Source organism: Vibrio antiquarius, from assembly GCF_000024825.1.
Lineage (GTDB): Bacteria > Pseudomonadota > Gammaproteobacteria > Enterobacterales > Vibrionaceae > Vibrio > Vibrio diabolicus.
This window is the reverse complement of the sequence record NC_013457.1, coordinates 1,760,960-1,785,297: the sequence shown is the minus strand read 5'-3', so window position 1 is coordinate 1,785,297 and position 24,338 is coordinate 1,760,960. Positions and strand designations below refer to the sequence as shown.

Here is a 24,338-nt window from a genome sequence, read left to right as displayed (position 1 = left end):
CATGTTTTAAATTTGTTTTATTTTGCACCGTAAAAACATATGTTATGCGACCTATTTTTAATATTTTTTAAACTTGTCATTAAATTTTCATTGAAATAGCAGCTTACATTCCAAAAAAGCAAGCAAAAGGAAACGTTTGCCTTGGGTAATATTAGTAATCTTTAATATTTATTTTTGAAAAATAACTGGCGTTAAATTATTTGGGGAGATTTTAGTGAAGCTAAGTAATATTAGTATCGCGTGTTTTGGTTTGCTAATACCACTGGTTTCTAGCGCACAAACTTTAGAACAAGCAATAGCGACAACATTTGCAACGAACCCTGATATCAAAAGTGCGTTTAACGAGTATATGAGTAGTCGTTATATTATCGATAAATCACGTGGAGCATATAAACCTAGTCTCGATATTGACGCGGGTATCGGTTACGAGAGCATTCACCCTTCCGACTCTACTGGTAAGAGTGATACCGAGATGACCCGTAAAGATATGGCAATTACTCTTACCCAGTTGATCTGGGATGGTTCAAAAACCCTATATGACATTGATCGTACCTCTGCAGATGCAGAGTCTGTGCGTTATCAGTTACTTGCAGATGCCCAAAATGTTGCGTTAGAAGTCATTAAAGCTTATTTGGATGTAGTAAAAACACAAAAGCTGACTGCGCTTTCCACTAGCAACCTAAACACACATAAGCGAATTTATACTGATATTAAAAAGCGTACAGAGTCAGGAATTGGCTCAGTTGCCGACCTTAACCAGGTTAAAGCTCGTTTAGCAAAAGCTCAAAGTAATGTTTTAGCTGCACAAAATAACCATAAAGACGCTCAAACAGCATTCTTTCGCTTAGTTGGTGAAGCACCAACTAACCTTATTTTTCCGCACGCAGACCAAAACTTTATCCCCAATTCTCTAGACGAGGCCCAATCGCAGGCTTTTGACAATCATCCTGTCATAAAAATAGCACTCGCAGATGTCGATTCTGCCAGGTTCCAATATAAACAAGCGGATGCAAACTATTTCCCAGTCATCTCATTTGAAGCGAAACAAAGCTGGAACGATGATGTAGGAGGAGTAAATGGTCTCAACTCTGAAACACAAGCAATGCTCCGTGTCCGATACAACCTTTACAACGGTGGCCGAGACTCTGCAAACAGTGACAGTATGGCCTACCAACTCAATAAAGCGAAAGACCTCAGAGAGCGAGCATACCGAAGTGTGGAGCAAGAGCTCCGCCTTTCTTGGAGCGCTCTTGAGCTGACTAAACAACAAAAGTCTTTTTTAATACAACACGTTGATTCCATGTCAAACACCGTTATTGCATACCAAAAACAATATCGTATTGGAAAGCGCACCCTACTTGATCTGCTGAACACTGAAAACGAGTTGTTTGAATCACGCAAAAACTACTTAGAAACACAATTTGCGCAGCAATACGCACAATATCGAACCCTGACTTCAACCGGGCAGCTTTTAGACGCATTGCGCGTCGACATACCGGAAGCGTGGACTCAATCGGTGGAGTACTAAATACAATGAAAAAGAATCTTCTAATCACTCTGGCTTTAGTCATAATGAGTCATCATAGTGCATACGCAAAAGATGAGCTGGCGTACATTCCTATACCAAAGGCGAATCAGATTGCTGACCTAAACGACTTGGACAAAGATGGTGTGATAAACGCTCGTGATCTTTGCGCAGGCACTCCAATAGGGGCAGAAGTGGACAATGATGGTTGTGAAACCTATTTGCATAAAGAAGAGCAATACCAACTTAAGATTTTGTTTGATAATGACTCTGCTCTTATTAACCAAATTTTTAAAAACAAGATAGATGGGTTGGCTGCATTTCTTAAAAAGTATCCAACCACTTCTATAGAGATACAAGGATACGCAAGTAAGGTAGGACGTGCAGAATACAATTTAAACCTATCTCGCCATCGTGCAGAGAATGTACGCAATCTATTGATAGAAAAAGGAATCCCGGGTGACCGCCTAGCAATTATTGCTTTTGGCGACACACAGTTAGCAGAGCCGGGTATGGATCGTGTCAGCCACGCATTAAACCGCCGCGTTACTGCCACTGTTGTCGGCCAGCAAGGAATGGTTAAAGATGAGTGGACGATATTCACTACCTTCCCAGAAGTAAAATAAACTTATACCCCTGCTTATTTGCATAGATGAGTGGGGGTATTTTCATGTCATTACGCCTAACTAATTAGACACAACTAATAAAACAAACACTAACATTAATCATAACTCACTAATATTATGGCAAAAATTAAAAAGTGAGCCTTTACTCTATATTAGTAGTAATATATTAGAGTCAAAATGAAAACCACCAATACTTTTAAATGGGAAGAAGATAAGCCAATCAATAACACTGAGGGGTTTAAGCAATCACCTTTCTTCACCACAATATGAAATCAATTTATTATATAGCTTTAATAAATCAATCATCTATTGAGGAAACATAATAAAACATGACAGAAACATGTCTTCGTAGATTGAGCCAGTTATTAAAACATTACAAACACTCTCAAACGTATCAGGTAAACCTCGACGATTTAGAACTGGTTTTTTCAACTTCTAGACGCAACATATCTAATATACTGAGAATACTTGACAGCTACAATTGGATCCATTGGGAGCCAGGTCGTGGCCGTGGGAAAGCCAGCACACTAAAAGTGACGGTAACAATACATCAAGCCCTCTACTTTACGATTCGTAATGAAATCAACAATGGTAGCTTTGACGTCATCTCGAGGTTACTTGAGCATTACCGTAGCACTGCTGTAAGCGCACTTAGCCAAGCACTCGCAGAAGTTTCAGAAGAAAACAAAGATTCAAATACACTCATCGTCAGCCAGTATCCTTGGGTAGATGAGCTAACCCCTTCACTGACTTATCGCTTTTCAGAACTGCAGGTAATACGCAGCTTGTATGACACCCTATTTACCGTTGATCACTACGGTCAATTAAAAAATCACCTCGCTTGTGAGTACAAAAATGAAGGCAGTTGTATATATATTTGGCTCCGCCCTGATATCTACTGTCACGATGGGCTAACATTACAAGCAGAAGATGTCGTACACTCTTTAAATAAGCTCATGACAACAGATGGTCCCGTCCAAAAATTACTTCAGCAAGTCACTCGTATCAGCTTCGATAATGCCAAACAAGCTATACGTATTGACTTAAAGCAGCCTAATAACTTATTCATTTACTGCTTAGCAACCGCAAATGCGTCTATCACTACTCGACGTCAGAAGAGCTTTAAAGGTCGCAGTATCACAATAGGTACTGGCCCGTTTGTACTTAGGCATTGGGATACCGACAAAATAGTACTGAAAAAACATCATAACTATTTCGCAAAAAAGGCATTATTGGAGCAAATCACGCTCTCTCATCAGGGGACTGAGCTGGATCAATACATCAGTTATAATCAGGAAACTGACGATACCGAATGTTATATGATTCAGGCATTTTCTTTTCTAGCACGTAACCGTCGCGCCGAGTGCTCACTAAGCGAGCAAACTTGGCAGCGCCTATTTTCTTTTATCGAGAGTCGTAGATTTGAATTTGCCAAAGCGAATGGCTTGGAAACGATGCACATTCTCGATGATAACTCTCACAACGAGAATGTTCCTCAGCTTGAGGGAACGTTGGTCATAACCCATCCAAAGTGGACGATTGATTATTTAAGTAAAGCGAACCAATGGATCGTAGATTTAATCCGTAAAACTGGGTTGCATGTAGAATTTGTGGAGCTAACTGACGCTAGTAATCCTCAACTTGTAAAAGAACAAGCCGACTTGCTCTTTGTCGAAGATGTCATTGAGCCACCTTTAACCTATGGAATTTATGAGTGGCTATTAACAGGTACAGGTATTCGATTTGCTCTTCACTTTGATGAATTTGAACAGCATGTTAATCACGTACACGATGCAGTCTCAGATCCCACGCCTGAAAAACGTTTGGAGGGAATACTCTCGGAGCTCAGAGCTGATACAACAATTTTACCATTGTTCTGGGGGCAAGAAAAAATCACCAGAGCGAAAGGTGTAAGCGGTGTTCAACTCCGTAAATCTGGGTACAGTGATTTCTACAAACTAAGAGTCAGAGCCGGACAAGACTAATCTGTTAGAAGCTTCTGTTTGCTAATTACTTTTGTAATCTACGATGTGAGTTTTCAAAATAATGCTTAATCACACTAAGCGAGCACAAAATTGAACTCACCGACGACTCGACCATCAATGTTGACAGGCTCAAACTGCAAATAATCACGGGCTTTTCCGCCCCACCACTCGTTACCAGTTCGCCCTTTCAAATAAAGCTGAGTCGTTAACAGCTCTTTCTCTCCACGCCACAATTTTACGTGGATGTGGGGAGGTCGAGAGCTATATGGAACCGGAAATAACGTTTGAAAAAGGTAATTCCCATCTTCGCCAGTTAAAACTGCACCAAAGCCTGCAAAGTGAGGATCAAACTTATTATTGTTAGGTTGATTCGGGTGATCATAGATGCCTTGTCCATCACATTGCCATATTTCTATTTTCATTTCAGACAATGGGTTTCCTGCTGTATCCATTACCTTACCCTGAAGAAAAATGGGCTCACCAATAAGACCTTTCGACTGCAAAATCAAATTTTGACGAAGTGGCACTGGAACCACGGGATAAAATGGCCCTTCCGTTTGAGGCGGTGTCGGCTTCATTGGGCTAGCGGATTTTAGCGAAGGCGCAAATATTAGCGACCATAAAGCTAAGAAGTGTCGACGTTCCATATCATCACCAGTGATTGTTTACCTTACTTAAGTTTGGTGATTCTTGATGATTTTTCCAGCATAGCAGCACACTAAAACAAATATGCCTCTGTTCAGGGCAACGCTTGAACAGAGGCATTTACAAATTAGCTACTAATAATTAAACGGCTTCAAAGGCTAGTGCTTTCTTCTCTACCTGACGGAAAATAAGAGTTAGCACACCATTTACCGTTAAATAAAATGCGCCAGCAATACCAAATACCGTCAACGTATCGTAAGTTTGTGCGTTAATGCGCTGCGCGTAACCCATCAGATCCATGATCGTAATCGTGCTTGCTAGTGACGTACCTTTGAAGACCAAAATCACTTCGTTCGAATAAGCCGGAACGGCACGACGAATAGCGTATGGCAGCAGCACTTTTAGCGTTGCGGTTTTGTTCATCCCTAGAGCACGACACGCTTGCCATTGACCAGAAGGAATCGCGTTAAACGCGCCTTTAAACAGCTGAGTGCTGTACGCCGCGGTATTAAGCGCTAACGCTAACATCGCACAGAACCAAGGTTGGCTTAACCATGTCCAAAAAACACTTTCTCTCACTACATCAAACTGACCCGGACCGTAGTAAACCAAGAAGATCTGTACCAACAAAGGCGTACCAGTAAACAAGGTGATGATGCCACGGCTTACCCAATGCAAACCCGGAGTACGTAGGATCAGAGTTAGCGTCATCATCAGAGCTAAGAGACAGCCCACAACCAAGGAAGCGACGGTCAATTGGAGGCTAGTACCTAAGCCATCCAACATTTGCCAAACGTGTTGTTCGTTCATGCGGTTGCCTCCTGTCCCATACTCATGCCTTGAATTGAGAACTTCTTATCAATCAGTTTTACGGCACGTTGCGTAATCAAAGTAATGCCTAAGTAAATCGCCGCAGCAGTTGCGTACCATGTAAAGGCTTCATGCGTCGCAGCAGACGTTAGCTGCGCTTGTTTCAACAAATCCGTTACGCCAATCAGTGATACAAGCGCGGTATCTTTCAACAGAACCAACCATTGGTTAGTTAAACCTGGTAGCGCGTGTCTTACTGCTTGTGGCAAAACAATGCGAACGAAAGCATGTGCCTGACTGATGCCTAGTGCACTTGCTGCCTCTCTTTGCCCTCTTCCAACGGCTTTCAATGCGCCACGTAGAGTTTGAGAAGCATAAGAAGCGAAGATCAACGACAACGCCACTACACCAGACAAGAACGGGCTAACTTCAATAAAGTCGCCGGTGATTAAAAACAGAACCTGCGTCGAACCAAAATAGATAAACAACACGACAAGGATTTCTGGCAAGCCACGTACAATCGTCACAAATGCCGTCATTGGCCATTTAACGAAAACGCGGCGAGACATTTCACCACTGGCGAATACCACTGCCAGAATCAAACCGACTAAAAGACTTGTGAAGGCTAGCTGGACAGTCATCCAACTAGCTTGAACAAGCGATAAAGAGTAACCCGTTAGTGCCATATTACTTACCGAAGTACTTGTTGTAGATTACGTCGTATTCGCCGTTCGCTTTCACTGTTTTCAGTGCCGTGTTCAGCTTGTTCACTAGCTCATCGTTACCTTTGTTTACTGCGATACCGAAACCGTTACCGAAATATTTAGGGTTAGTTACGTGCTCACCCACGTACGCTAGGTTGTCTTCTTTCTTGAACCATTCAGCTACGACTGCTGTATCACCAAATACAGAATCAATACGACCGTTCTTCATATCGATGAATGCGTCTTGGTAGCTAGAGTAAGGAACCGCTGTTACGCCCGGCATTTGCTCAATCAGGTAACTTTGGTGTGTTGAACCGTTTTGAACACCAACGCGCTTACCTTCTAGTGCTTTTTGATCAGCAGCTTTTTCTTTGATAGAAACAAACGCTGCTGAGTTCTCATAGTATGCATTCGTGAAATTCACTTGCTCCAAACGCGCCTCAGTAATATCCATTGCAGAGATCGCCGCATCGTAACGTTTGAATTTTAATGCAGGGATCAGGCTGTCAAAAGATTGGTTATGGAAGGTACATTTGGCTTCCATTTCTTTACATAGTGCGTTCGCCAGATCCACGTCAAAACCTTGGATTTGGTTGTTTTCATCCATGTATTCGAATGGTGCGTACGTCGCTTCCATCGCGAATTTGATCTCTTCTTGTGCTGCTGCGTTTGCTGCCATAGTTGCAGAAGAAAGGCCGATTAGTGAAGCCAGTAGAATCTTTTTCATTGCAATACTCCGTGTGTACTTAGTGGGCTGACACTCGCAATGACAGCCGAGCTTATCTGTTAAATAGACTGAACTTTAAAAACGTAATTTAGTGATTTAGGTAGTCAGCAAACTGGGCGGTTTGCGGGTTAGAAAACGAATCATTTGTGCCGTGCTCGACGATGTATCCTTTTTCTAGATATAGTACGTGGCTAGCGATTTTCTTAGCAAAATCGACCTCATGCGTTACTACGACTTGGGTGATGCCAGTTTCGCTTAAATCTTTAATAATCTTAACGACTTGGTTAGTAATTTCCGGATCAAGCGCTGCGGTCGGTTCATCAAAAAGCAAGACTTCCGGTTTCATCATCAGTGCACGAGCAATCGCCACACGTTGTTGCTGACCACCAGAAAGCTGCATCGGCCATGCATCTGCTTTATCTGCCAAATGCAGCGTTGCGAGAATTTGCATTGCTTGGTTCTTCGCTTCTTCTTTATCCATGCCAGATACTTTTACCGGAGCCTCAATCAGGTTCTCCATTACTGTCATGTGCGGCCATAAGTTGTACTGTTGGAACACCATGCCTACTTTACGACGAAGTGCTAAACCTTGTTTCTCTTTGATTTCAGTAGAGAAATCAAAGACATCATTTGCGATGTTTAACTTGCCGTTATCCGCACCTTCAAGAAGGTTAAGAACTCGTAGTAGAGAGCTCTTCCCTGCGCCACTTGGACCGAGTAAAACCAGCGTTTCACCGCTTTCACAATTAAAACTGACATCGTGAAGCACTTGTGTCTCACCGTAGGATTTATTGATTCCGCTTACCTGAATAGTCATGCTGACATACCGCATTAATTGTCACTTGGTATTTATATTACTCAACTGGACTTTTTATGCAATAAAAATGTATAAAAATTTAATTTGTTAATTTTTTGTATGAACAGCAACCACCAAGACAGAGCATCTGACTGGTTTGAAGAGTCAGTTTTAACTGAATTTGTTGAAGAAAAATCCAACAACATGGTGACGACCGAAACAAGGTTAAAATGGTGGTTACTTTTGTGCTGAAGTGTAGAGGAAGTTTTGAGTCTATGAGGATGATCTATTCCAAGTACACCCGCTCATTTTTGCACAGCATCCCCTGTTAGTTTTCCTGTAAAGTCCTCTATGGCAGGGTCCTGATTACGACTTCGCGAATGGACTATAATTTCTTTTTGTATCTGACTCTTAATTTGAGTCATCTAAGTATTAATGGGATAACTCCATGTTGAAGTCGCATTGTTTTTCTCTCGTTACACTCGCTTCTCTGAGCTTGCTTTCTGTACCCAACGTTTGGAGTAGAACAGCAATCGTGTTACCTGGGTTGCATGAACAGGGTATTGATCTTCAAGATAAGCCTATCTCTGCTGCCGCTGCACTTGAATGGGAGTTGGATAATGCCGATATCGTGTTTGGAGCTTACGAAAATAAGAGTGATAACGAGCGTGTAAAAGCGCTTGGTTACATGTACAACCAAAAGCTGGAACTTAACTCAGGTTGGCTGGAAAACGATATACGTAACCAAGCAGAAATAAATAACATCGATTATGAGGGCTTTTTTCTTCATTTTTCGGAAGACACTATCCTAGCTGAAGTCGACTCAAGCCATGGTGAAAATACCTTACTCAATCGAAAACCGATGATCGTTGGCTATACCGCCAGCGCTGACCACGCCGGTTTTTGGCTATATCAACCACCGCCATGGGATGCTGATGTATTTGGTCAGGCAAATAATGGTGGAGCCCTCTATGTCTATCACTCAGAGAAGTTCGACCGCTTAACCTTTACGTTCTCTCAGTTTGCTCAAGGTGGCAGTTTCATCATTGAATACCCTTCTGCTATCGACTCGTTTGGTCAGGTATCGGAGTGGAAGCCCTTTGATATTAAGAAAGATAGAACACAGGGCATGACCAAAGACAAAACAGTAAACTGGTCTGTTCCTTCGGATTGGGTTCGCGCAACAACGCATGATGGTAGCGGAAAAACCTATGGTGGCGGTCAGTACTTTGGTTCCACTTTTTTACGCGATGGTGGCCGTCTATACGTGGCGCGAGTGACTTGGCATGACGACAACATAGAAAACCGCCCACGTCTCGAAAACATTCAACTCAAAGATAGCTTCCCTGTCGTCAATGTCTCAGGAGCACCAACGGAGACACCTGAAGGTCAAACCATTCAGCGCTGGCGACAAATTCGAGGTTTTGACGAATCAGCTGATCGAAACCAAGATAATTATCTTTCTTGGCAAGAGTTCAAGAGCCGCTCAAATAAGAATGCAACAGCACGATTTCGTTGGGAGTCACGCGTTATTCCATTTGGTCGCATGTGGAATCAAACCTCTTCTTGGGCATTGACCAATCTCGGCAATCCCGATTTTGCCAATACAATGCGCCACTATTATCAAGCTGAATGGGCAAAACAAGGTTTAAACGGTGCGTACAACGACGATACGAATAAGTTACTCGGAGAAAATCAGTTCTACGTTTATTCCGGTGGTGGGGTGGATGAGCTTGGTTTGTTGGCGGGAAGCCAAGCCGCTGATGATGCATACAAAGCGCAATTCTCGGCGTTCTTAAACAAATTGGCGACGCTGGATGCGGATGCGTTAATTGGCCTCAACATAGACACGGCCAACTTATTCGGTCGTAACGGCCAAAACCACTTGGTTGGTGCTGGCTCCTTGTACTTGCGCGAGCACTACCTTTTCCCTTCCACTGGCTTTAGTGGCTATGCTGGCTTGGCTAAGTTTTGGGATAACTCTGCTCTCGCCAAAGTTGGCCAGAACGTGATTTATCAAGCAACAACTCGTTATGGTCGCGTCCAATACTTTGGTAACACAGAAAACAATTGGAAGCAGGACCAATATTCTGCACTAGTAGTGTTCTACTTAAACTATCACCCTGAGCGCAGTTACTTTAGTCAGTGGAACAATGGCTACGTATATGGAAGTAATAACACAACAGGTGACAACTTCTGGAAGGCAGGCGTACCAAAGAATATTGCTTATCAACCTAGCACCTTGCTTGCCGTTGATTTGGGAGAGCCTGCCAATCAAATACCAGAGGGGTATCAGGCGACTCCGGTAATGATGTCCACCAGCACGCCCTATTCCGCCGATTACACGGTGATTGGAGATGCTTCTATGAGCAAAGTGGCTCATCCTGACTTGCCTAATGGCGCTATCGATTTGTTACCAACCCATACGTACTTTGCGTATCGCTCAGACGATACGGTAGTGATGCATGGCCCTACGGAGATGGTGTTAGCCCGCGAATTCACCAAAGGCCGAGTGCTGTATCGGACTGATTTCTTTGGCAAGAATATCGATTATTTCTCCTCACCGAAGATAACTATCGCACTTCCAGAGCCTATGCGACCTGTAGATCAAGACGGTAACATCGGCGACTATGTTTCTCACATTGAGATCGGCGGCTACGAAGGGGTGTTCTTGCTGTATTAACTCCCTTTCAACCACTCTCACTAAACGCTTCATAAATCGCCGTTTTTATGCTTAACGTCACTGAAAAAACCTTGTTCACTGAATCTTTATAAACCGATGTATATACTGAAGTAAATGACAACGACAAGGAAATTCAGTCACATGAAGACGACACCTTCACTGCTCTCTGTTCTGCTGCTATCAGCATTATCTACTCATGCAAATGCGGATGAATGCGGAAAAATAACCATCGCAGACATGAATTGGAATTCGGCCAGCTTAATGGCGCACATCGACCAATTTGTCTTAAATGAAGGCTACCAGTGCGATGCGGAATTGATCCCTGGTGATAGCGTTCCTACAGGCACCTCTATGATTGAAAAGGGACAACCTGACGTTGCGCCAGAGTTATGGACAAACGGCATTAAAGAAGCGCTTGATAAAGGCATTGCTGATAAGCGCTTGCGCATCGCTGGTGAGTCGCTTGTCAATGGCGGTGAAGAAGGGTTTTGGGTTCCCGCCTATCTGGTAAAACAGTATCCAGAGCTCGCGACGATAGAAGGCGTCATTAAACACGCCAAGCTGTTTGAACACCCTGAGGATGATGACAAGTTCGCCTTTTATAGCTGCCCTGCTGGTTGGACATGCCAAATCACCTCCGGTCACTTGTTTAATGCATTAGGGTTAAGTGAGCACGGCTTTGAGATGGTTGACCCAGGCTCTGGCGCAGCATTAGCTGGCACCATCGCCAAAGCCTATGATCGCAAAATGCCTTGGTTTGGTTACTACTGGTCACCAACACCCGTATTGGGCAAGTATGATATGGTCAAAGTGGATTTTGGTAGCGGAACGGATCTGGAAGAGTATCGCAACTGTACCACCCAGCCTGATTGCGCTTCACCAAAAGTAACAATGTACCCACCTTCTCCAGTTCGCACAGTAACAACTGAGGCATTTGCGAACAAAGAACCCCAAGCATTCGCGTACTTGCAGAAACGCGGATTTACCAACGAGCAAATGAGTGAAATGCTGGCCTGGATGGAAGATAACTACGCAGATGGTGAAGAAGCGATGTTTTACTTCTTTAATACCTACCCTGACTTATGGAAAGGTTGGGTATCTGAAGACGTAGCGATGAAGATCGAAAAAGCACTCTAGTGATTGACGTCTAACTCGTACCAAATAATTTAGCCTCCCATACCGTTTGAATAAATAGTATTGGAGGCTAATCAACGATTCGTTAATACATGGTGTGACCATTCAATGTTTCTTTAGGAATCTCTTGCAGAGCGTCCCAATGTTCGACGATTTTCCCATTATGATCAAAACGAAAGAAATCCATCGTCACGTATTCAATATCATTAGGCCATGTTTGGTGAGTGTGTAGTGCCACCAAATTCCCCTCAGCAATGGCTCGCACAAACGTAATGTCTTTATTGGGATACTCGTTTTGCATCCGCTCAAAATACTCGATAAAAGCCTCGGGGCCATTTCCAACTAATGGATTGTGCTGGATGTACTCATCGCCAACGTAGTCTTCAACCGCCTTTCTTGGGTTACCTCGATAGGCGATTTCGTAAAACGCAATGGCATTTCTTTTGTTCTCTTGCAGGTCCATTTTTCTTCCCAATGTCGCTCTACTTGGTATTTAACGATAATCATAGCCTTAGAACCTAAGAAGTGACCGAACATCGTGCACAAAAAAGGCCGCTAAACCGCAGCCTTCATCACTTGAAACTTGGAATCACTGTCCCTTCAGAGCTTAAACCACACCACCAGCGCCCTGCATGGAACGCTCACTGTTCTCCACTAGCAACGCGGTTGCGGTTTGTTTCAATGTTTCCCACTCTTGGTCTTCGACAAAAATACCATTTTGCCAAGAGGCTTGTTGCGTGTTGCTTAACTCATCGCCTTCAATGTGAATGGTGTATCCTTGTGCGCTTTTCTCGATATCGAAATCGTTCACAGAGAGTTCGATAACCATACTATGCAAATCCGTATCATGCCCATCAAACTGATCCGAGAAAAAGACTTCTGGCGCGATTCGTCCACGATTTAACACATAAAGCGTTCGTTTTGGACTAGAGCCATTGACCCATTGTGCACGGCACGCAATGCCTTTTGCAGAGAGCTTCAACAACTCACTAAAACCTAGCCAACGGTTATGGCACTGCTTCAACGTGATAGTAATCGACTTACTGTTAATCATTTTCTCAAGTGCGAAATCCAACACGGCGGGTAAGTGGCACGCCACACTGCCATTGTGCAAATCTATCTCGATACTCGCTGACGTGCTGTTGGTCACCGATACGGCGCAGTCCGAATCTAACCCAAGAAACAGGCTGGCGTTATTAAAGTGACGCACCCCGTGCAAGCCAACCATTTGCAAGTCCGCCACCATGTTCGCAATTACATCCGCCTCACCACAGTGACGGCGCATGCCAAGAAATGCCTTATTAACCGCGGCCACCAATTCGTTGTGAGAGACGATCATAATGCAAATCCTCCGTTGATTTTTAGATTGTCACTTTGCGCAATTTCTTCTCGTTCCGGCATGCTTGGGAAAATCCATGTGTCCGCCAGTTTTGGATCGTGAATTTCATCTAACAGCGGCGCACCTTGGAAGAAAGTTACTCGAACCCAACGATCCGAGCGCGGATCAAACTTAGTCGCACCAAAGATCGCCAACTTACAGCGCAATAAGTGCATTGGCAGTGCATCTTGGCGCAGCACGTTCATTTGAATATCACCCATTGCTCGGTTACCTAACGTCCATACACGACGTGTGATCGAACGATAAGTCGGGTTCTGCAACAAAAACTCCGCTACGGACATTTCTTCATCACAACCAAGCAAGGCGTGGTACAAGCGATTCACTTGTCTGCCGATATCAAGCGGTAATTCTTTTTCTTCTCCTGCCTCTTCCCCACGAACACCAAGCCTTGGCTCTTCTTTGTCTTGTGAGCGATACCAGAACCAGTAGTTGTTCTCGGCTAGTGAGTAATCCGCATTAATCGCCCAGCGGTATTTGCTTTGCAGCACCTCAAGTAAGTCATGGATCTTTTTCCCGCCCGGAATCGATAACGTTTCATCCGTATTCATTTGGCTGGCAAATTCGTCCACCAAAGATGGGTAGAGTTCAATCAAGCAAGAGGTGAGGATTTCTTGGGCTTCCACACTCATTGTTTTCTTATGCTCGACCAAACTCGCCCAGTTCGGATGTGATGCCATTAACGTTGTTAGCTCCGATAGCAGTTGTTTGATGTCTGCTATCGCTTGATGATTGAGCCTGTCTTGATGTTCATTGATGGTGATGACTTGCTCTAAATGACGCTGTGCTTTTTGAAGCAATCCTTGCAAAGGAGCATGGAACGACGCTTCACACGGCATCGCAAAGACTCGCGCTACCGCACGTTCGCGAGAGGTCATCCATTGGTCAACGATGCACGGGTGATTAATCAAGTATGGAGCCATGCCCAAGCCAGTCGCATTGCCGACACCAAGGTAGCGCTGCAAGCCACGATGCAAAGCCACCGCGTTGTCGCCTCCTTGCTGAAGTGCCAGGTAGTGCACCCAATCCAGGCTGAATTCACGCAACATATATACGGCACACATTTGCGCACTAAAAGACTGGCTGAAATCTGGGTTATTCTCTAACAGTTTGAAATCGGCGATACCAAACTTTCCGTTACCATACACAGCAGTGGTACGAAGGATATACCCCACTTCCGCCAACTCTTTTGGCTCGGGCTGCTTGCCTTGAGAAAGAGCGCTAACAATGTGCTCAAACACGCGCACGCTTTTGTTTGCGCGAGCCAGAACAAGTACGTTGTTTGGATTACGTCCCGCTTCTTGCAGCGGTACATTTGCTCGCAATCTTTCCAACAAAGTAACATCAACATCGCCTTGAACCAGTGCGAATGTGACGTCCCACTTTTCAGCAATGACGCGGTCATTACGCTCGTCATCAGCAATTTCATCACAGAACACCACCAAATGATAAACGTGCTCTAGCGTGGTCAATTTGTAAATAACGTGACCATAACCACGCGGACAAAGTTGCCACTCATGCTTGGTTACTTGCCAATTTTGGCTTGCCATATTACGAATCAGACTACGAACAAAGCTGATTCGGTTTTGGTGCATTGCGCCAAGCCTTTCGGCTGCCATGACAATCGCTGCATCGCGCATAGTTGCTTCCGTATAAGTAGAACGATGTGCATCCATTTTGCTCACCACCTATTTGTTATTGTAAGAATACTAGGGTTTGTGCGGATGCAGGAGGAAAACACCCGCACAAGCTCCACGTTGTTTGAATTAGATAATTGTTATAGCCCTTGCTCTTTCGCCATTTTGATTGCGATTTGCGGTGCATTCCAAAGTGACGGCAACAGAATCAGCGAAACCGGAACCGCGGTAATCACAATGAAAGATTGCAGTGCAGAGATGCCGCCAGAGCCAAGCGAAATCAGGATCAGAGCTGTTACACCCATCATTACGCCCCAGAAGGTACGGATGATCGCATTCGGCTCCGTTTCACCACTGATCACGACACTGATTGTGTAGGTCATTGAGTCGCCCGTCGTGACGATGAAGATCGTGGTTAAAATCAGAAATAGAATTGAAGTCAGCATTGGCATTGGTAGTTGCTGAGTCACCGCAAGCAAAGCACCTGGCAAGTTAAAGCCTTCAAACGCCGCACTCACACTACCCGGCTCAGCAATTTCAAACGCAAGGCCAGAGCCGCCTACAATCGTGAACCAAAAACAGGTGGTGAGCGGAGCCACAATACTGATGGTTGAAATAACTTGGCGAATAGTGCGACCACGAGAAATACGCGCAATAAAGATTGCCATCATCGGACCATAACCAAGGAACCAGCCCCAGAAAAATACTGTCCACCAGCTTAGCCAACCCTCGTCACCGCGATAGGTCGCCATTGGGATAAAGTTATCCAGCATGCTACCTACGCCTTGAATGTATCCGTTAAAGATAAAGTTCGTCGGACCAAAAAGCAGAATGTAAACCATCAATGCCATGGCCAGAATCACGTTATAACGACTAAGCAGTTGCATGCCTCGGCTTAATCCGCTGAGCGCAGACAAGGTGTAGAGCGCAATCGCAAATAAAATGATGATGAGCTGAGTGGTAAAGCCATCAGGAATATCAAACAGTGCATTTAACGCATAGCTAACCTGCAAGCCGAGAAACCCAATTGGGCCGATGGTGCCCGCGGCTACCGCGATAATGCAGCACGCATCAATCAATGCACCGAGCTGGCCTTTAAGCGCTCGTTCGCCCAACACTGGATAAAGCAAAATACGGGGTTTTAGTGGCAAACCTTTGTCGTAATGCAGGTGCATCACCACGATAGAAGTTAAGCTACCGACAATCGCCCAAGCCAAAAAGCCCCAGTGCATAAAGGATTGCGACAACGCATTCACCGCACCTTGCTGCGGGTTATCTTGCGCGCCGTATAGAGGAGGTGGGCTAACATAATGCGCGATAGGCTCAGCCGCAGCCCAGAAAACGCCACCACCAGCCAATAAGGTACAGAAAATAATCGCCATCCAGCGGAAAGAATCCATTTCTGGTTTCGCAATCCCGCCCAACATCACCTTGCCTGTTCGCCCTGCAGCCAAGCCAAGACCAATAAGAAAAGTGAGAAGCAGCAGTAACTGCCAGTAAGGACCAAACACCTGAACTGCCCAGCCAAAGCCGGCGTTAACGATCGTAGATAACAACTCGCCGTCATAAAGTGCAATAGCAACGAACAACGCGATAAAACCACCGCTATACCAAAAGGCCGGGTTATTCAGTCCTAATTTGTCCGTCGTGTTTTCTGTTGTTGATGTGTTGTGTGTTGCTTTTGACTTGCCCGATGACACGCTCATCGTGGAAGCTTTCATGCTATTGGTTAAATCAGACATACTCTGGCTCCAGAGGTTCTTTGCAGCTGCCAAAGACTGGCTACAAATGTGAGTTTTACGCCTGCCGTATTGTTGTTATGTAGGCAGGCGGTTCCTAATTTTGGGTGTACTATGAAATAGGCTCTAATCCTTCTTTGAGGAAGTTAAACCAGTTTTCACCCAATATTTTTCCTGCCTCAGATTCACTGAATCCGTGACGCATTAATCCGTTGTAGATGTTCTCCATCCCTGCACTGCCGCAGAACCATGGCAGCGCATCTGGCCATCCCGAGTTACTTGCCGAACCTTCGCCGTAATCCATCGCTTTTGACCAACGACCGTTGCGCATCCACTCCAACACTTGTTGCGGCTGGTTTAAGCACAAATCGCTACCGATACCTAAATGGTCAACGCCAAACATGTCTGCGGTTTTCGCAACCATCTGGCAGAAATCATCCAGCGTGCACTGGCTGCCATTTGGCAAATGGAACGGATATAAACTGAATCCAATCAAACCACCGCGCTCCGTCAGTGCTTTGATCACGGTGTTGGACTTGTTGCGCAGTGCGTCATGCGCAAATGTCGGGTTAGCATGGCTGATACAAATTGGACGCGAAGAGAGCTCGATAGCTTCCAACGTTGAACGCTCTGCGCTGTGGGACATATCAATGATCATCCCGACTCGGTTCATCTCTTCAATCGCTTGCTTACCAAAACGAGTTACGCCGGAATCGTTTTGTTCGTAACAACCTGTCGCCAGTAAGCTTTGGTTGTTGTAGGTCAGTTGCATGATCAGCAGGCCTTGGCGGCGCATCACTTCAATCAGGCCAATTTCATCATCAATCGGTGAGCAATTCTGCGCGCCGAAGAAGATGCCGACTTTGCCTTCTGCTTTGGCTTTTTCTACATCTGCCATTGAATAAATAGGCATGATGAGGTCCGCATTTTGCTCGAAGCGCAAGTTCCACTCAGCAAAACGCGTTAAGGTTTCGCGCGCAGTTTCGTGGTAGACGATGGTGGCATGAACGGCGGTAATGCCACTCGCCTTAAGCGTTTGGAAATACTCTCGATCCCAATTGCAGTACTGCAATCCGTCAATCACAATCCGTTGTTGGTACATAACCACTCCTTAAACAATTTCTTAGCCTTTTAGTTCGGGTAACTGACACCATCAGCTACCCTGCTGTTCTTAGTAAGGGCGCTGATAAGCGGTTTTCACCACGGTGTAGAACTCTTTGGCGTACTGACCTTGCTCACGAGGACCAAAGCTAGATTCTTTACGGCCACCAAATGGGACGTGATAATCTGTACCCGCAGTTGGCAAGTTAACCATGACGCAGCCCGTTTGGACTTGCTGTTTGAAGATCGCGCTATTGCGCAGGCTTTGCGTAATAATGCCGCCTGTCAGGCCAAAGCGCGTATCGTTCGCGACTGCAATCGCCTCATCCAGATCAGAAACGCGAATCACGCTTGCCATTGGTGCAAAGACTTCTTCTTGATTCACTTCCCAGTTGTTTTGTGTGTTCAAGAACAGGGTTGGTGACATGTAGTAACCGTCATGCTCTAGGCTCAGACGCTCACCACCGAAAGCCAGCTCCGCGCCTGCTTGGCGTGCGTTTTCAATCCACTCAAAGTTCGCATTCAGCTGGTTACCATCAACAACAGGGCCCATAAATACGCCCTCTTCTAGTGCGTGACCCACTTTAAGTTCGCTCATGCGTTTGATTAGCGCTTCAACATACGCGTCGTGAATTCCGTCCATAACCACAAGACGAGAAGACGCAGTACATTTTTGACCCGCACCCGAGAATGAGCCTGCGATTGTGGCTTCAACGGCAATTTGAATGTCTGCATCATCTGCCACTACGAGCGCGTTCTTGCTGCCCATTTCTAGCTGACAACGCACAAAGTTTGGTGCCGTTGCCGCCGCTACTTTACGGCCAGTGTCCACAGAACCAGTGAAGCTAACGCCGTTCACGTCTTTCGAATTGATAAGGGTATTACCTACTTGCGAACCGCTACCCAAAACGAGGTTAAACGTGCCAGCAGGTAAACCTTGGCGATGGATAATCTCAGTCAGTGCAACGGCACTTGCTGGAGTTAGGTTGGCAGGCTTCCAGACGACACTGTTGCCAAACGCAAGTGCTGGCGCGATTTTCCAAGCCGCTGTTGCTGTTGGGAAGTTCCAAGGAGAGATAATGGCGATAACGCCGACGGCTTCGCGAGTAACTTCAACGGAGACACCTGGACGGACGGAAGCAGCGTTATCGCCAATTTGACGCAGTACCTCAGCAGCAAAGTATTGGAAGAATTGGCCGGCACGGTAAATCTCACCTCGACCTTCAGCAAATGGCTTGCCTTCTTCACGCGAAAGCAAGGTGCCCAATTCGTCACATCGTGCAATGAGCTCATCACCAATCGCTTGCAGCACTGCTTGTTTGCGCTCGATTGGTGTTTTTTCCCACTCTGGCTGCGCTGATTTAGCCGCTTGAATCGCTTGCTCTACTTGAGACACACTCGCTTGTGCGAAATCGCCAATGTTTTCGCTGATATCAGAAGGGTTAATATTGGCGATGGTGTCCATGCCCGATTGCCATTCACCTGCTATATAGAGGGATTTTTCTGCTTGAACATTGTTAATAAAAGTCATGGTTCTTTCCTTGTTCTTCCGATTTGTGATGGCAAGCCACCCACTCACTGATCTCAATTATTCTTGTTGGATTTATTCTGGTTGGCTTGCCGACGCGTAGACGACAAACTCCACCAACATTTCTTCTCGTGCTAACCCTGCAACCACCATGGCGGCGCGATTTGGGTACGGCGCTTCAAAATATTCCGCGTACACTTGGTTAACGGTTTTTAAGTATTCTCTGTCGGTCACGTAAATCAGGACCTGCAATACAGAGTCCAAAGACTCCCCTGCACACTCCAGGGTGTGAATGAGATTGTTAAAGGTTTGGCGTGTTTGTGCTTCGATGCCACCTTCAACAACCGCGCCTGTATCATCAATAGGAATTTGTGCTGTATACAGAGTTCCATTGTTAACAATCGCCCATTCAAGCGGCGCTTTAGAAGCAAATAGACTGGTTTTTACTGGATGTTTTTTAGTAGAAGTATTCACGTGCCTTTCAACCTTTGTAACAGCTTTGTTTCAATACAGTTAAATGATGCACATTGACAGGCGATAAATCTAACGGTAAATTTTTTACATTTGATAAATAAAACTTATCACCTCATTGAGAATAACGTAAATAAAGGGATTAAGAGGCATTAGGGATGAGTATTAAGCTTCAACAATTAATGCATTTTGTGATGGTAGTCGAGGAAGGGGGCTTTCGAGCCGCTTCACATCGTGCAAATCGATCTCAGGCTGCGCTCTCCACGTCGATAAAAGAGCTAGAGAAAATGCTAGGACAAACGCTGTTTGAGCCCGGCAACAAAACCAAATTAACGCCTTTTGGTGAGATTTGTTTGCCCAAGGTGGTTCAGTTTCTCAATATCTACAGTGCGCTGGACAACGATCTCAAAGCTGCCGCGGCCGGACAGCAAGGGAGAGTGCGAATTGCGAGCGTTCCTTCTGTTGCAGCGAAACTCATCCCGAGCGTGTTGGGTGCCTTTTGCGAGCAGTATCCAAATGTAGAAGTAAGCTTAATCGATGATAACGCGGCGGGCGTCGAGGCTCGCCTACTCTCCGGTGAGGTTGACTTAGCGCTCGGTAACCCCTCTCACCTCGATGAGGGCGGCATTGACTTTACGCCGCTGTTGTCCGACCCCATTGGCGTGGTGTGTTTAAAAGATAACCCTATTGCCGATCAAACAGAGGGAATCGAGTGGCAAACTTTGCTCGAACAACCTTTCATTCGTAACGGCACCTGTACGCTTCTCGATCCAACCCCAGCCAGAGCATTGAGTGAGCAAGCACTCTATTCGGTCGAGAATATCACTTCGCTGTTTTCTGTCTTAGAACTTGGGATTGGTGTCACGACCCTACCGAAGCTTGCTTTCCCAACCAATGAAACACGCTTGGTTTGGATCCCGCTTATCGATCCACCGCTTGAAAGGCAAATTGGTATCTTTACGTTGACCGACCGCACGATCTCGCCTCAAGCTAAAGCGTTTCATGATTTGTGTGTACGTTATCTAAACTATCAAGATGAAGAAACGTAGTTCGAAGGTTTTAGCTAACAGTGGCTCCATTAGATTTTAGAGCCACTGTTATTTGATATTAAGTGACAGATCCGGTCATATGAAATGACGACGCTCTTATTGCACTTATTCTGGCTTGATATTCTGATTCATTCTGAACAAATTATTTGGATCAAACTTCTTCTTCACTTCTTGTAAACGCGCAAAGGTTGGACCGTAGGCAGACTCTGTACGTTCAGCTTCGTCTTGTGTAAGGAAGTTGATATACGCACCTCCACTGGCATACGGTTTGGTTTTGGCAAAAAAGTCTCTCGCCCACGCGATACAAGCTTCATCATCTTCTGCTAAATCCCATCTTCCATGCACATTTAACACATAGTTTGCATCACGGCTAGAATAAGCCATAGACTCGGGCTCAGGTCTAGAGGCAGCGCAGCCAAGAGAGGCTATAAAAATCTCACACTGAGGCGATGGTAACTTACCTGCGTATTCTATCGCCGCATCAATCACACCTTCGCTTAGCGAGTTAAAATTGTGCGATTTCCAATAGTTACGTGCGCCCGGAGTAAGCAATGGATCAAACGCTTGCTGCCACGCCGCAAATGGCTGTACACCAACATGCTCACCATGTGCATCACCAAACTCTCTCAACGGTGCAATTAACTTCTCACCTTCAGCCGGGTCACCCGCATAACATATCGCGAGTACAACCACTTCTTTTCCGTGAACGCTTTCAGGTAAGAATGGGAGTGGCGGCGCTTTCCGACTCACCATCCAGACACTTAGATCATCAGGGGCCGACTCAGTGAATTTCGCAAACTGGGTGATAATGGATTTCGCTTGCTCAAATGGAAAGACAATGAGACCACTTAACACCTCTGGACCGACAGGATGTAGCTGGAATTCAAAACGCGTAACGATACCAAAGTTACCGCCGCCCCCACGTAACGCCCAGAACAAATCGGCATTTTCTGTCTCATTCGCGAGCAGTTGACGACCATCTGCAGTTACGACATTTGCAGAGACCAAGTTGTCTATCGTCATACCATATTTTCGGCTCAACCAACCAAAACCACCACCAAGCGTTAACCCCGCAATTCCCGTGGTTGAATTAATGCCGACAGGCGTTGCTAATCCATATTTTTGTGTGGCCTCATCGACATCAGCCAACGTACAGCCAGGTTCAACGAAAGCCCTTCTTTCGCTTTCATCCACTTGAACATGATTCAAAAGCGACAAGTCGATCATCACACCATGATCGCAAACCGCATTGCCCGCAATATTATGCCCGCCACCTCGGACCGAAAGTAGCTGATTGTTATCCCGAGCAAAGTTAACCGCCATCACGACATCATCGGCAGACTTGCAGCGAGCGATAACACCGGGACTGCGATCTATCATGCCATTCCAGATTTGACGAACTTCGTCGTACGTAGGATCTCCGGGCAAAACAACATCACCCTGAAATTGATTTTTGAAGTGTTCAATGGTTGCATTTTCTAGACTATTCATATTAGTTGCCTCTCACGTTTTACATGAGGCTTGCAAAGCACAATGCAACGACAAGCTAATACAAGTCCCTCACAATTAAACGTGACGTTTGAGTAGCTATTTTCAGCAAATAAACAAGGCCCCACAGTAACGATACCGCAGGGTCACAAATTCCCTTACTCTCTTGGGTTCGATAAAGCTGAAACACAGTTATAAAAATCAGATAGTTATCGCAATGATACCGCACCTCAAAGCACCTTCTGTATTCTTTACCCTGCGTGACACTCGCACCTAATTATTAATAAGTTCATTGTAAGTTTAGAATGCAATTTAGTTTCAGATATGAAACTTTGTCTTATAATTAATATTTTTAATAATTAATTATATTACCTTTATTTATCAATTAAATAGGATTATAAAAATATTTCGGACTGCGAATAGTGAATAGCCGTTAGAGGCAGTGATATTGAATTAAATAGAATAGCCTTCTTAGTATTTTAGAAGACTATTGCATTATTAATCAGTGACATACCGTCACTTAAGGTGGGTTATTTACGACGATTTCGGTTCTTATACACTACGCAAAAGTTACCACGTTTGGTACGGCACTTTGAGCAACGTTCGCAATCCACTGGCGCTCGATTACCCTCTTTCCAGCGCTTTATTAACTGAGGCTCAGCCAATAAAGGACGTGACACAGCGAAAAATTGGATATCTGTGTTTTCTGCAATTTTCTCAATCGCATCAATGTCACTCAATCCGCCGACAGTAATCACCGGTATGTTAACGTCCTGACTGATCACGTGCCCATATTCGTGAAAGTAACCTTCTTCTTGTAGTGTATAACCATCGAACGTTTCACCAACAAGTTCGTTTGCTTTGCCGTGAACATTGCCAGATACGATGATCGCATCAACGCCTACTTCTTCAAGTTTCTTACAGACGACGCGAGTTTCATCGAACGTTAAACCGCCGTCAAAGAACTCTGTTGCCGTCAGTTTAACGAGGATGGGAAATTCGCTCCCAACCAGCTTTCTGGTTTCAGAAAAAATTTCTAAAAGGACACGCATGCGATTTTCTAAGCCACCACCGTATTCGTCTTCGCGACGATTATAGTACGGGCTTAAAAACTGGTTAATTAAATAAGTGTCGCCGCATGAATCTCTACGCCGTCAAAACCAGCGTCTTGAGCACGTTTACTCGCCAATGCGAATGCCTTTACGATGTAGTCGATTTCGTCCTTAGTCATCACTTTGCCTTGCGTATTCGTGCCACGCTCAGGCACGTCACTCGGAGCGAAGATGACACGCTCACCGACGTTGTAGGTGGTTTTGGTTCCACCGTAAGCAATTTGCATTACGATTTTAGAATCGTGTTGATGTACTAGCTCTGTTAGCTTTTTGTATTCTTCAATAAAAGAGTCGTTGTAGATCCCCATCATCCCAGCGTTGGGTTTCTCTTCTTCCACGATATTGGCATAACCAGTAACAATTAAACCCACTTCACCTTTCGCCAACTCTTCGTAAATATCGTAAAGCTTATCCGTCATGTGGCCATCTTCGGTCGCCATGTTCTCCCACGTTGCGCTGCGCACAAAACGGTTCTTTAGGGTCATGTTGCCAATGCGGGCTTCGGAAAACAAAATGCTCAAAACCAGTCCTCTTAAAGTTGTCTTTATGGTTCTATCTTTTCCCAAGTAACCAAGAACAAAAAAGGAACAGCGATACACAACGTATGGCTGTTCCTTCTCTGAATCCGTGAGACCTGCAAACTACAGGCGCACCTTAATGCCTCGTGAGTGACAAAACTTTAATCTGGATTAAGGTTTAGTGAGATAAGCTTGTAAGCAAAGCAACTCGGCCTATTTCTCAGTTTACCTTCACTCTACATTCTGGGGGTAAGATCTTCTCTTTTTCGAATGAAACTTCACAATCCACGAGAACGCTTCCTCCCCCATGTAGGTAAAAGTAATCAAGCACGAAAAATACTTTATTATCACGCTCTCCATACTCTTCTACAAAAACGCCAGCACTCTGGTTGAAATCCAGTTTTTCATTATCTAGAGAAATGGAGGAAACTCGAAATACATCATTTATTTCATAATCTGAACGATTAATTGTATCGACTTCAATCACTGGATTAATCTCCATGTGGTGGATAATAAGCCTGACAAGAATATCTCCAACGCGATAAGTTTCCACGGAGCTAACCGAGGACGGAACTTGGGCTAATACGCATGAAGAAATTGCAACAATTGAAAGAAGAGTAAAACGACGAAACATGAACCAAGACCATAGTAAAAAGGGATAATC

The 24,338-nt window shown here is 45.0% G+C and carries 20 protein-coding genes and 1 pseudogene; 6 read left to right on the top strand and 15 right to left on the bottom strand.

Annotated elements, in window-relative coordinates; genetic code table 11:
* The first annotated feature begins 214 nt into the window (after positions 1 to 214).
* The 3 genes from VEA_RS22835 (at position 215) to VEA_RS22825 (ending at position 4,136) form a co-directional block, all read left to right on the top strand.
* Complete coding sequence (locus VEA_RS22835; RefSeq protein WP_005390923.1) at positions 215 to 1,528, top strand: TolC family outer membrane protein; 1,314 nt, start codon at positions 215 to 217, stop codon at positions 1,526 to 1,528.
* Positions 1,529 to 1,533: 5 nt separating this feature from the next.
* Positions 1,534 to 2,151 (top strand): OmpA family protein, encoded by a 618-nt coding sequence (locus VEA_RS22830; protein ID WP_006742462.1) that lies wholly within the window; start codon positions 1,534 to 1,536, stop codon positions 2,149 to 2,151.
* Positions 2,152 to 2,480: 329 nt separating this feature from the next.
* The gene (locus VEA_RS22825) at positions 2,481 to 4,136 is read left to right on the top strand and encodes an ABC transporter substrate-binding protein (RefSeq protein ID WP_006742461.1); all 1,656 of its coding nucleotides are present in this window, start codon (positions 2,481 to 2,483) and stop codon (positions 4,134 to 4,136) included.
* Between the two features lie 74 nt (positions 4,137 to 4,210).
* Here VEA_RS22825 and VEA_RS22820 read toward each other — a convergent pair whose 3' ends face one another.
* The 5 genes from VEA_RS22820 to artP all read right to left on the bottom strand — a co-directional run bounded on the left by VEA_RS22820 (position 4,211) and on the right by artP (position 7,839).
* Entirely contained in the window at positions 4,211 to 4,783 is a 573-nt protein-coding gene (locus VEA_RS22820) for a protocatechuate 3,4-dioxygenase (protein ID WP_012842497.1), read from the bottom strand.
* A 139-nt stretch (positions 4,784 to 4,922) separates the two neighbouring features.
* On the bottom strand, positions 4,923 to 5,591 hold the full coding sequence (gene artM, locus VEA_RS22815) for an arginine ABC transporter permease ArtM (protein ID WP_006742460.1): 669 nt from the start codon (positions 5,589 to 5,591) through the stop codon (positions 4,923 to 4,925).
* Entirely contained in the window at positions 5,588 to 6,277 is a 690-nt protein-coding gene (gene artQ / locus VEA_RS22810) for an arginine ABC transporter permease ArtQ (protein WP_005388570.1), read from the bottom strand. The genes artM and artQ overlap by 4 nt, the downstream gene beginning before the upstream one ends.
* A 1-nt stretch (position 6,278) precedes the next feature.
* On the bottom strand, positions 6,279 to 7,022 hold the full coding sequence (locus tag VEA_RS22805) for an arginine ABC transporter substrate-binding protein (protein ID WP_006742459.1): 744 nt from the start codon (positions 7,020 to 7,022) through the stop codon (positions 6,279 to 6,281).
* Between the two features lie 88 nt (positions 7,023 to 7,110).
* The gene (gene artP, locus VEA_RS22800; RefSeq protein WP_012842496.1) at positions 7,111 to 7,839 is read right to left on the bottom strand and encodes an arginine ABC transporter ATP-binding protein ArtP; all 729 of its coding nucleotides are present in this window, start codon (positions 7,837 to 7,839) and stop codon (positions 7,111 to 7,113) included.
* A gap of 427 nt (positions 7,840 to 8,266) precedes the next feature.
* On the opposite strand from artP, the gene VEA_RS22795 reads away from it, so the two are divergent.
* Positions 8,267 to 10,501 carry a hypothetical protein gene (locus VEA_RS22795; RefSeq protein WP_006742456.1) on the top strand — a complete coding sequence of 745 codons (2,235 nt, stop codon included), beginning with the start codon at positions 8,267 to 8,269 and terminating at the stop codon, positions 10,499 to 10,501.
* A 141-nt stretch (positions 10,502 to 10,642) separates the two neighbouring features.
* A complete protein-coding gene (locus tag VEA_RS22790; RefSeq protein ID WP_012842495.1) occupies positions 10,643 to 11,638 on the top strand; it encodes an ABC transporter substrate-binding protein in 996 nt (331 codons plus the stop codon).
* Positions 11,639 to 11,720: 82 nt separating this feature from the next.
* On the opposite strand, the gene VEA_RS22785 is transcribed toward VEA_RS22790, so the two are convergent.
* From VEA_RS22785 to VEA_RS22755, 7 genes are all read right to left on the bottom strand, one after another.
* A complete protein-coding gene (locus VEA_RS22785) occupies positions 11,721 to 12,098 on the bottom strand; it encodes a nuclear transport factor 2 family protein (RefSeq protein ID WP_012842494.1) in 378 nt (125 codons plus the stop codon).
* Positions 12,099 to 12,242: 144 nt separating this feature from the next.
* Entirely contained in the window at positions 12,243 to 12,974 is a 732-nt protein-coding gene (locus VEA_RS22780; RefSeq protein ID WP_006742454.1) for a DUF3726 domain-containing protein, read from the bottom strand.
* On the bottom strand, positions 12,971 to 14,707 hold the full coding sequence (locus VEA_RS22775) for a hypothetical protein (RefSeq protein ID WP_006742453.1): 1,737 nt from the start codon (positions 14,705 to 14,707) through the stop codon (positions 12,971 to 12,973). Before VEA_RS22775 ends, VEA_RS22780 begins: the two co-directional genes overlap by 4 nt.
* 101 nt (positions 14,708 to 14,808) lie before the next feature.
* On the bottom strand, positions 14,809 to 16,410 hold the full coding sequence (locus VEA_RS22770; RefSeq protein ID WP_006742452.1) for a BCCT family transporter: 1,602 nt from the start codon (positions 16,408 to 16,410) through the stop codon (positions 14,809 to 14,811).
* Between the two features lie 109 nt (positions 16,411 to 16,519).
* Positions 16,520 to 17,509: a membrane dipeptidase gene (locus VEA_RS22765; RefSeq protein ID WP_006742451.1), complete on the bottom strand. Its 990-nt coding sequence runs from the start codon at positions 17,507 to 17,509 to the stop codon at positions 16,520 to 16,522.
* A gap of 69 nt (positions 17,510 to 17,578) precedes the next feature.
* Complete coding sequence (locus tag VEA_RS22760; protein WP_012842493.1) at positions 17,579 to 19,039, bottom strand: aldehyde dehydrogenase family protein; 1,461 nt, start codon at positions 19,037 to 19,039, stop codon at positions 17,579 to 17,581.
* Positions 19,040 to 19,111: 72 nt separating this feature from the next.
* Positions 19,112 to 19,510, bottom strand: coding sequence for a RidA family protein (locus tag VEA_RS22755; protein WP_012842492.1), 399 nt, complete (start codon positions 19,508 to 19,510; stop codon positions 19,112 to 19,114).
* A 155-nt stretch (positions 19,511 to 19,665) separates the two neighbouring features.
* On the opposite strand from VEA_RS22755, the gene VEA_RS22750 reads away from it, so the two are divergent.
* Positions 19,666 to 20,556: a LysR family transcriptional regulator gene (locus VEA_RS22750; RefSeq protein ID WP_006742449.1), complete on the top strand. Its 891-nt coding sequence runs from the start codon at positions 19,666 to 19,668 to the stop codon at positions 20,554 to 20,556.
* Positions 20,557 to 20,661: 105 nt separating this feature from the next.
* On the opposite strand, the gene VEA_RS22745 is transcribed toward VEA_RS22750, so the two are convergent.
* From VEA_RS22745 to VEA_RS22735, 3 genes and pseudogenes are all read right to left on the bottom strand, one after another.
* Positions 20,662 to 22,047 carry an FAD-binding oxidoreductase gene (locus VEA_RS22745; RefSeq protein WP_006742448.1) on the bottom strand — a complete coding sequence of 462 codons (1,386 nt, stop codon included), beginning with the start codon at positions 22,045 to 22,047 and terminating at the stop codon, positions 20,662 to 20,664.
* 527 nt (positions 22,048 to 22,574) lie between these two features.
* A pseudogene (locus VEA_RS22740) lies at positions 22,575 to 23,677 on the bottom strand (NADH:flavin oxidoreductase).
* Positions 23,678 to 23,894: 217 nt separating this feature from the next.
* Positions 23,895 to 24,308 (bottom strand): hypothetical protein, encoded by a 414-nt coding sequence (locus tag VEA_RS22735; RefSeq protein WP_154647397.1) that lies wholly within the window; start codon positions 24,306 to 24,308, stop codon positions 23,895 to 23,897.
* Between the last annotated feature and the right edge of the window lie 30 nt (positions 24,309 to 24,338).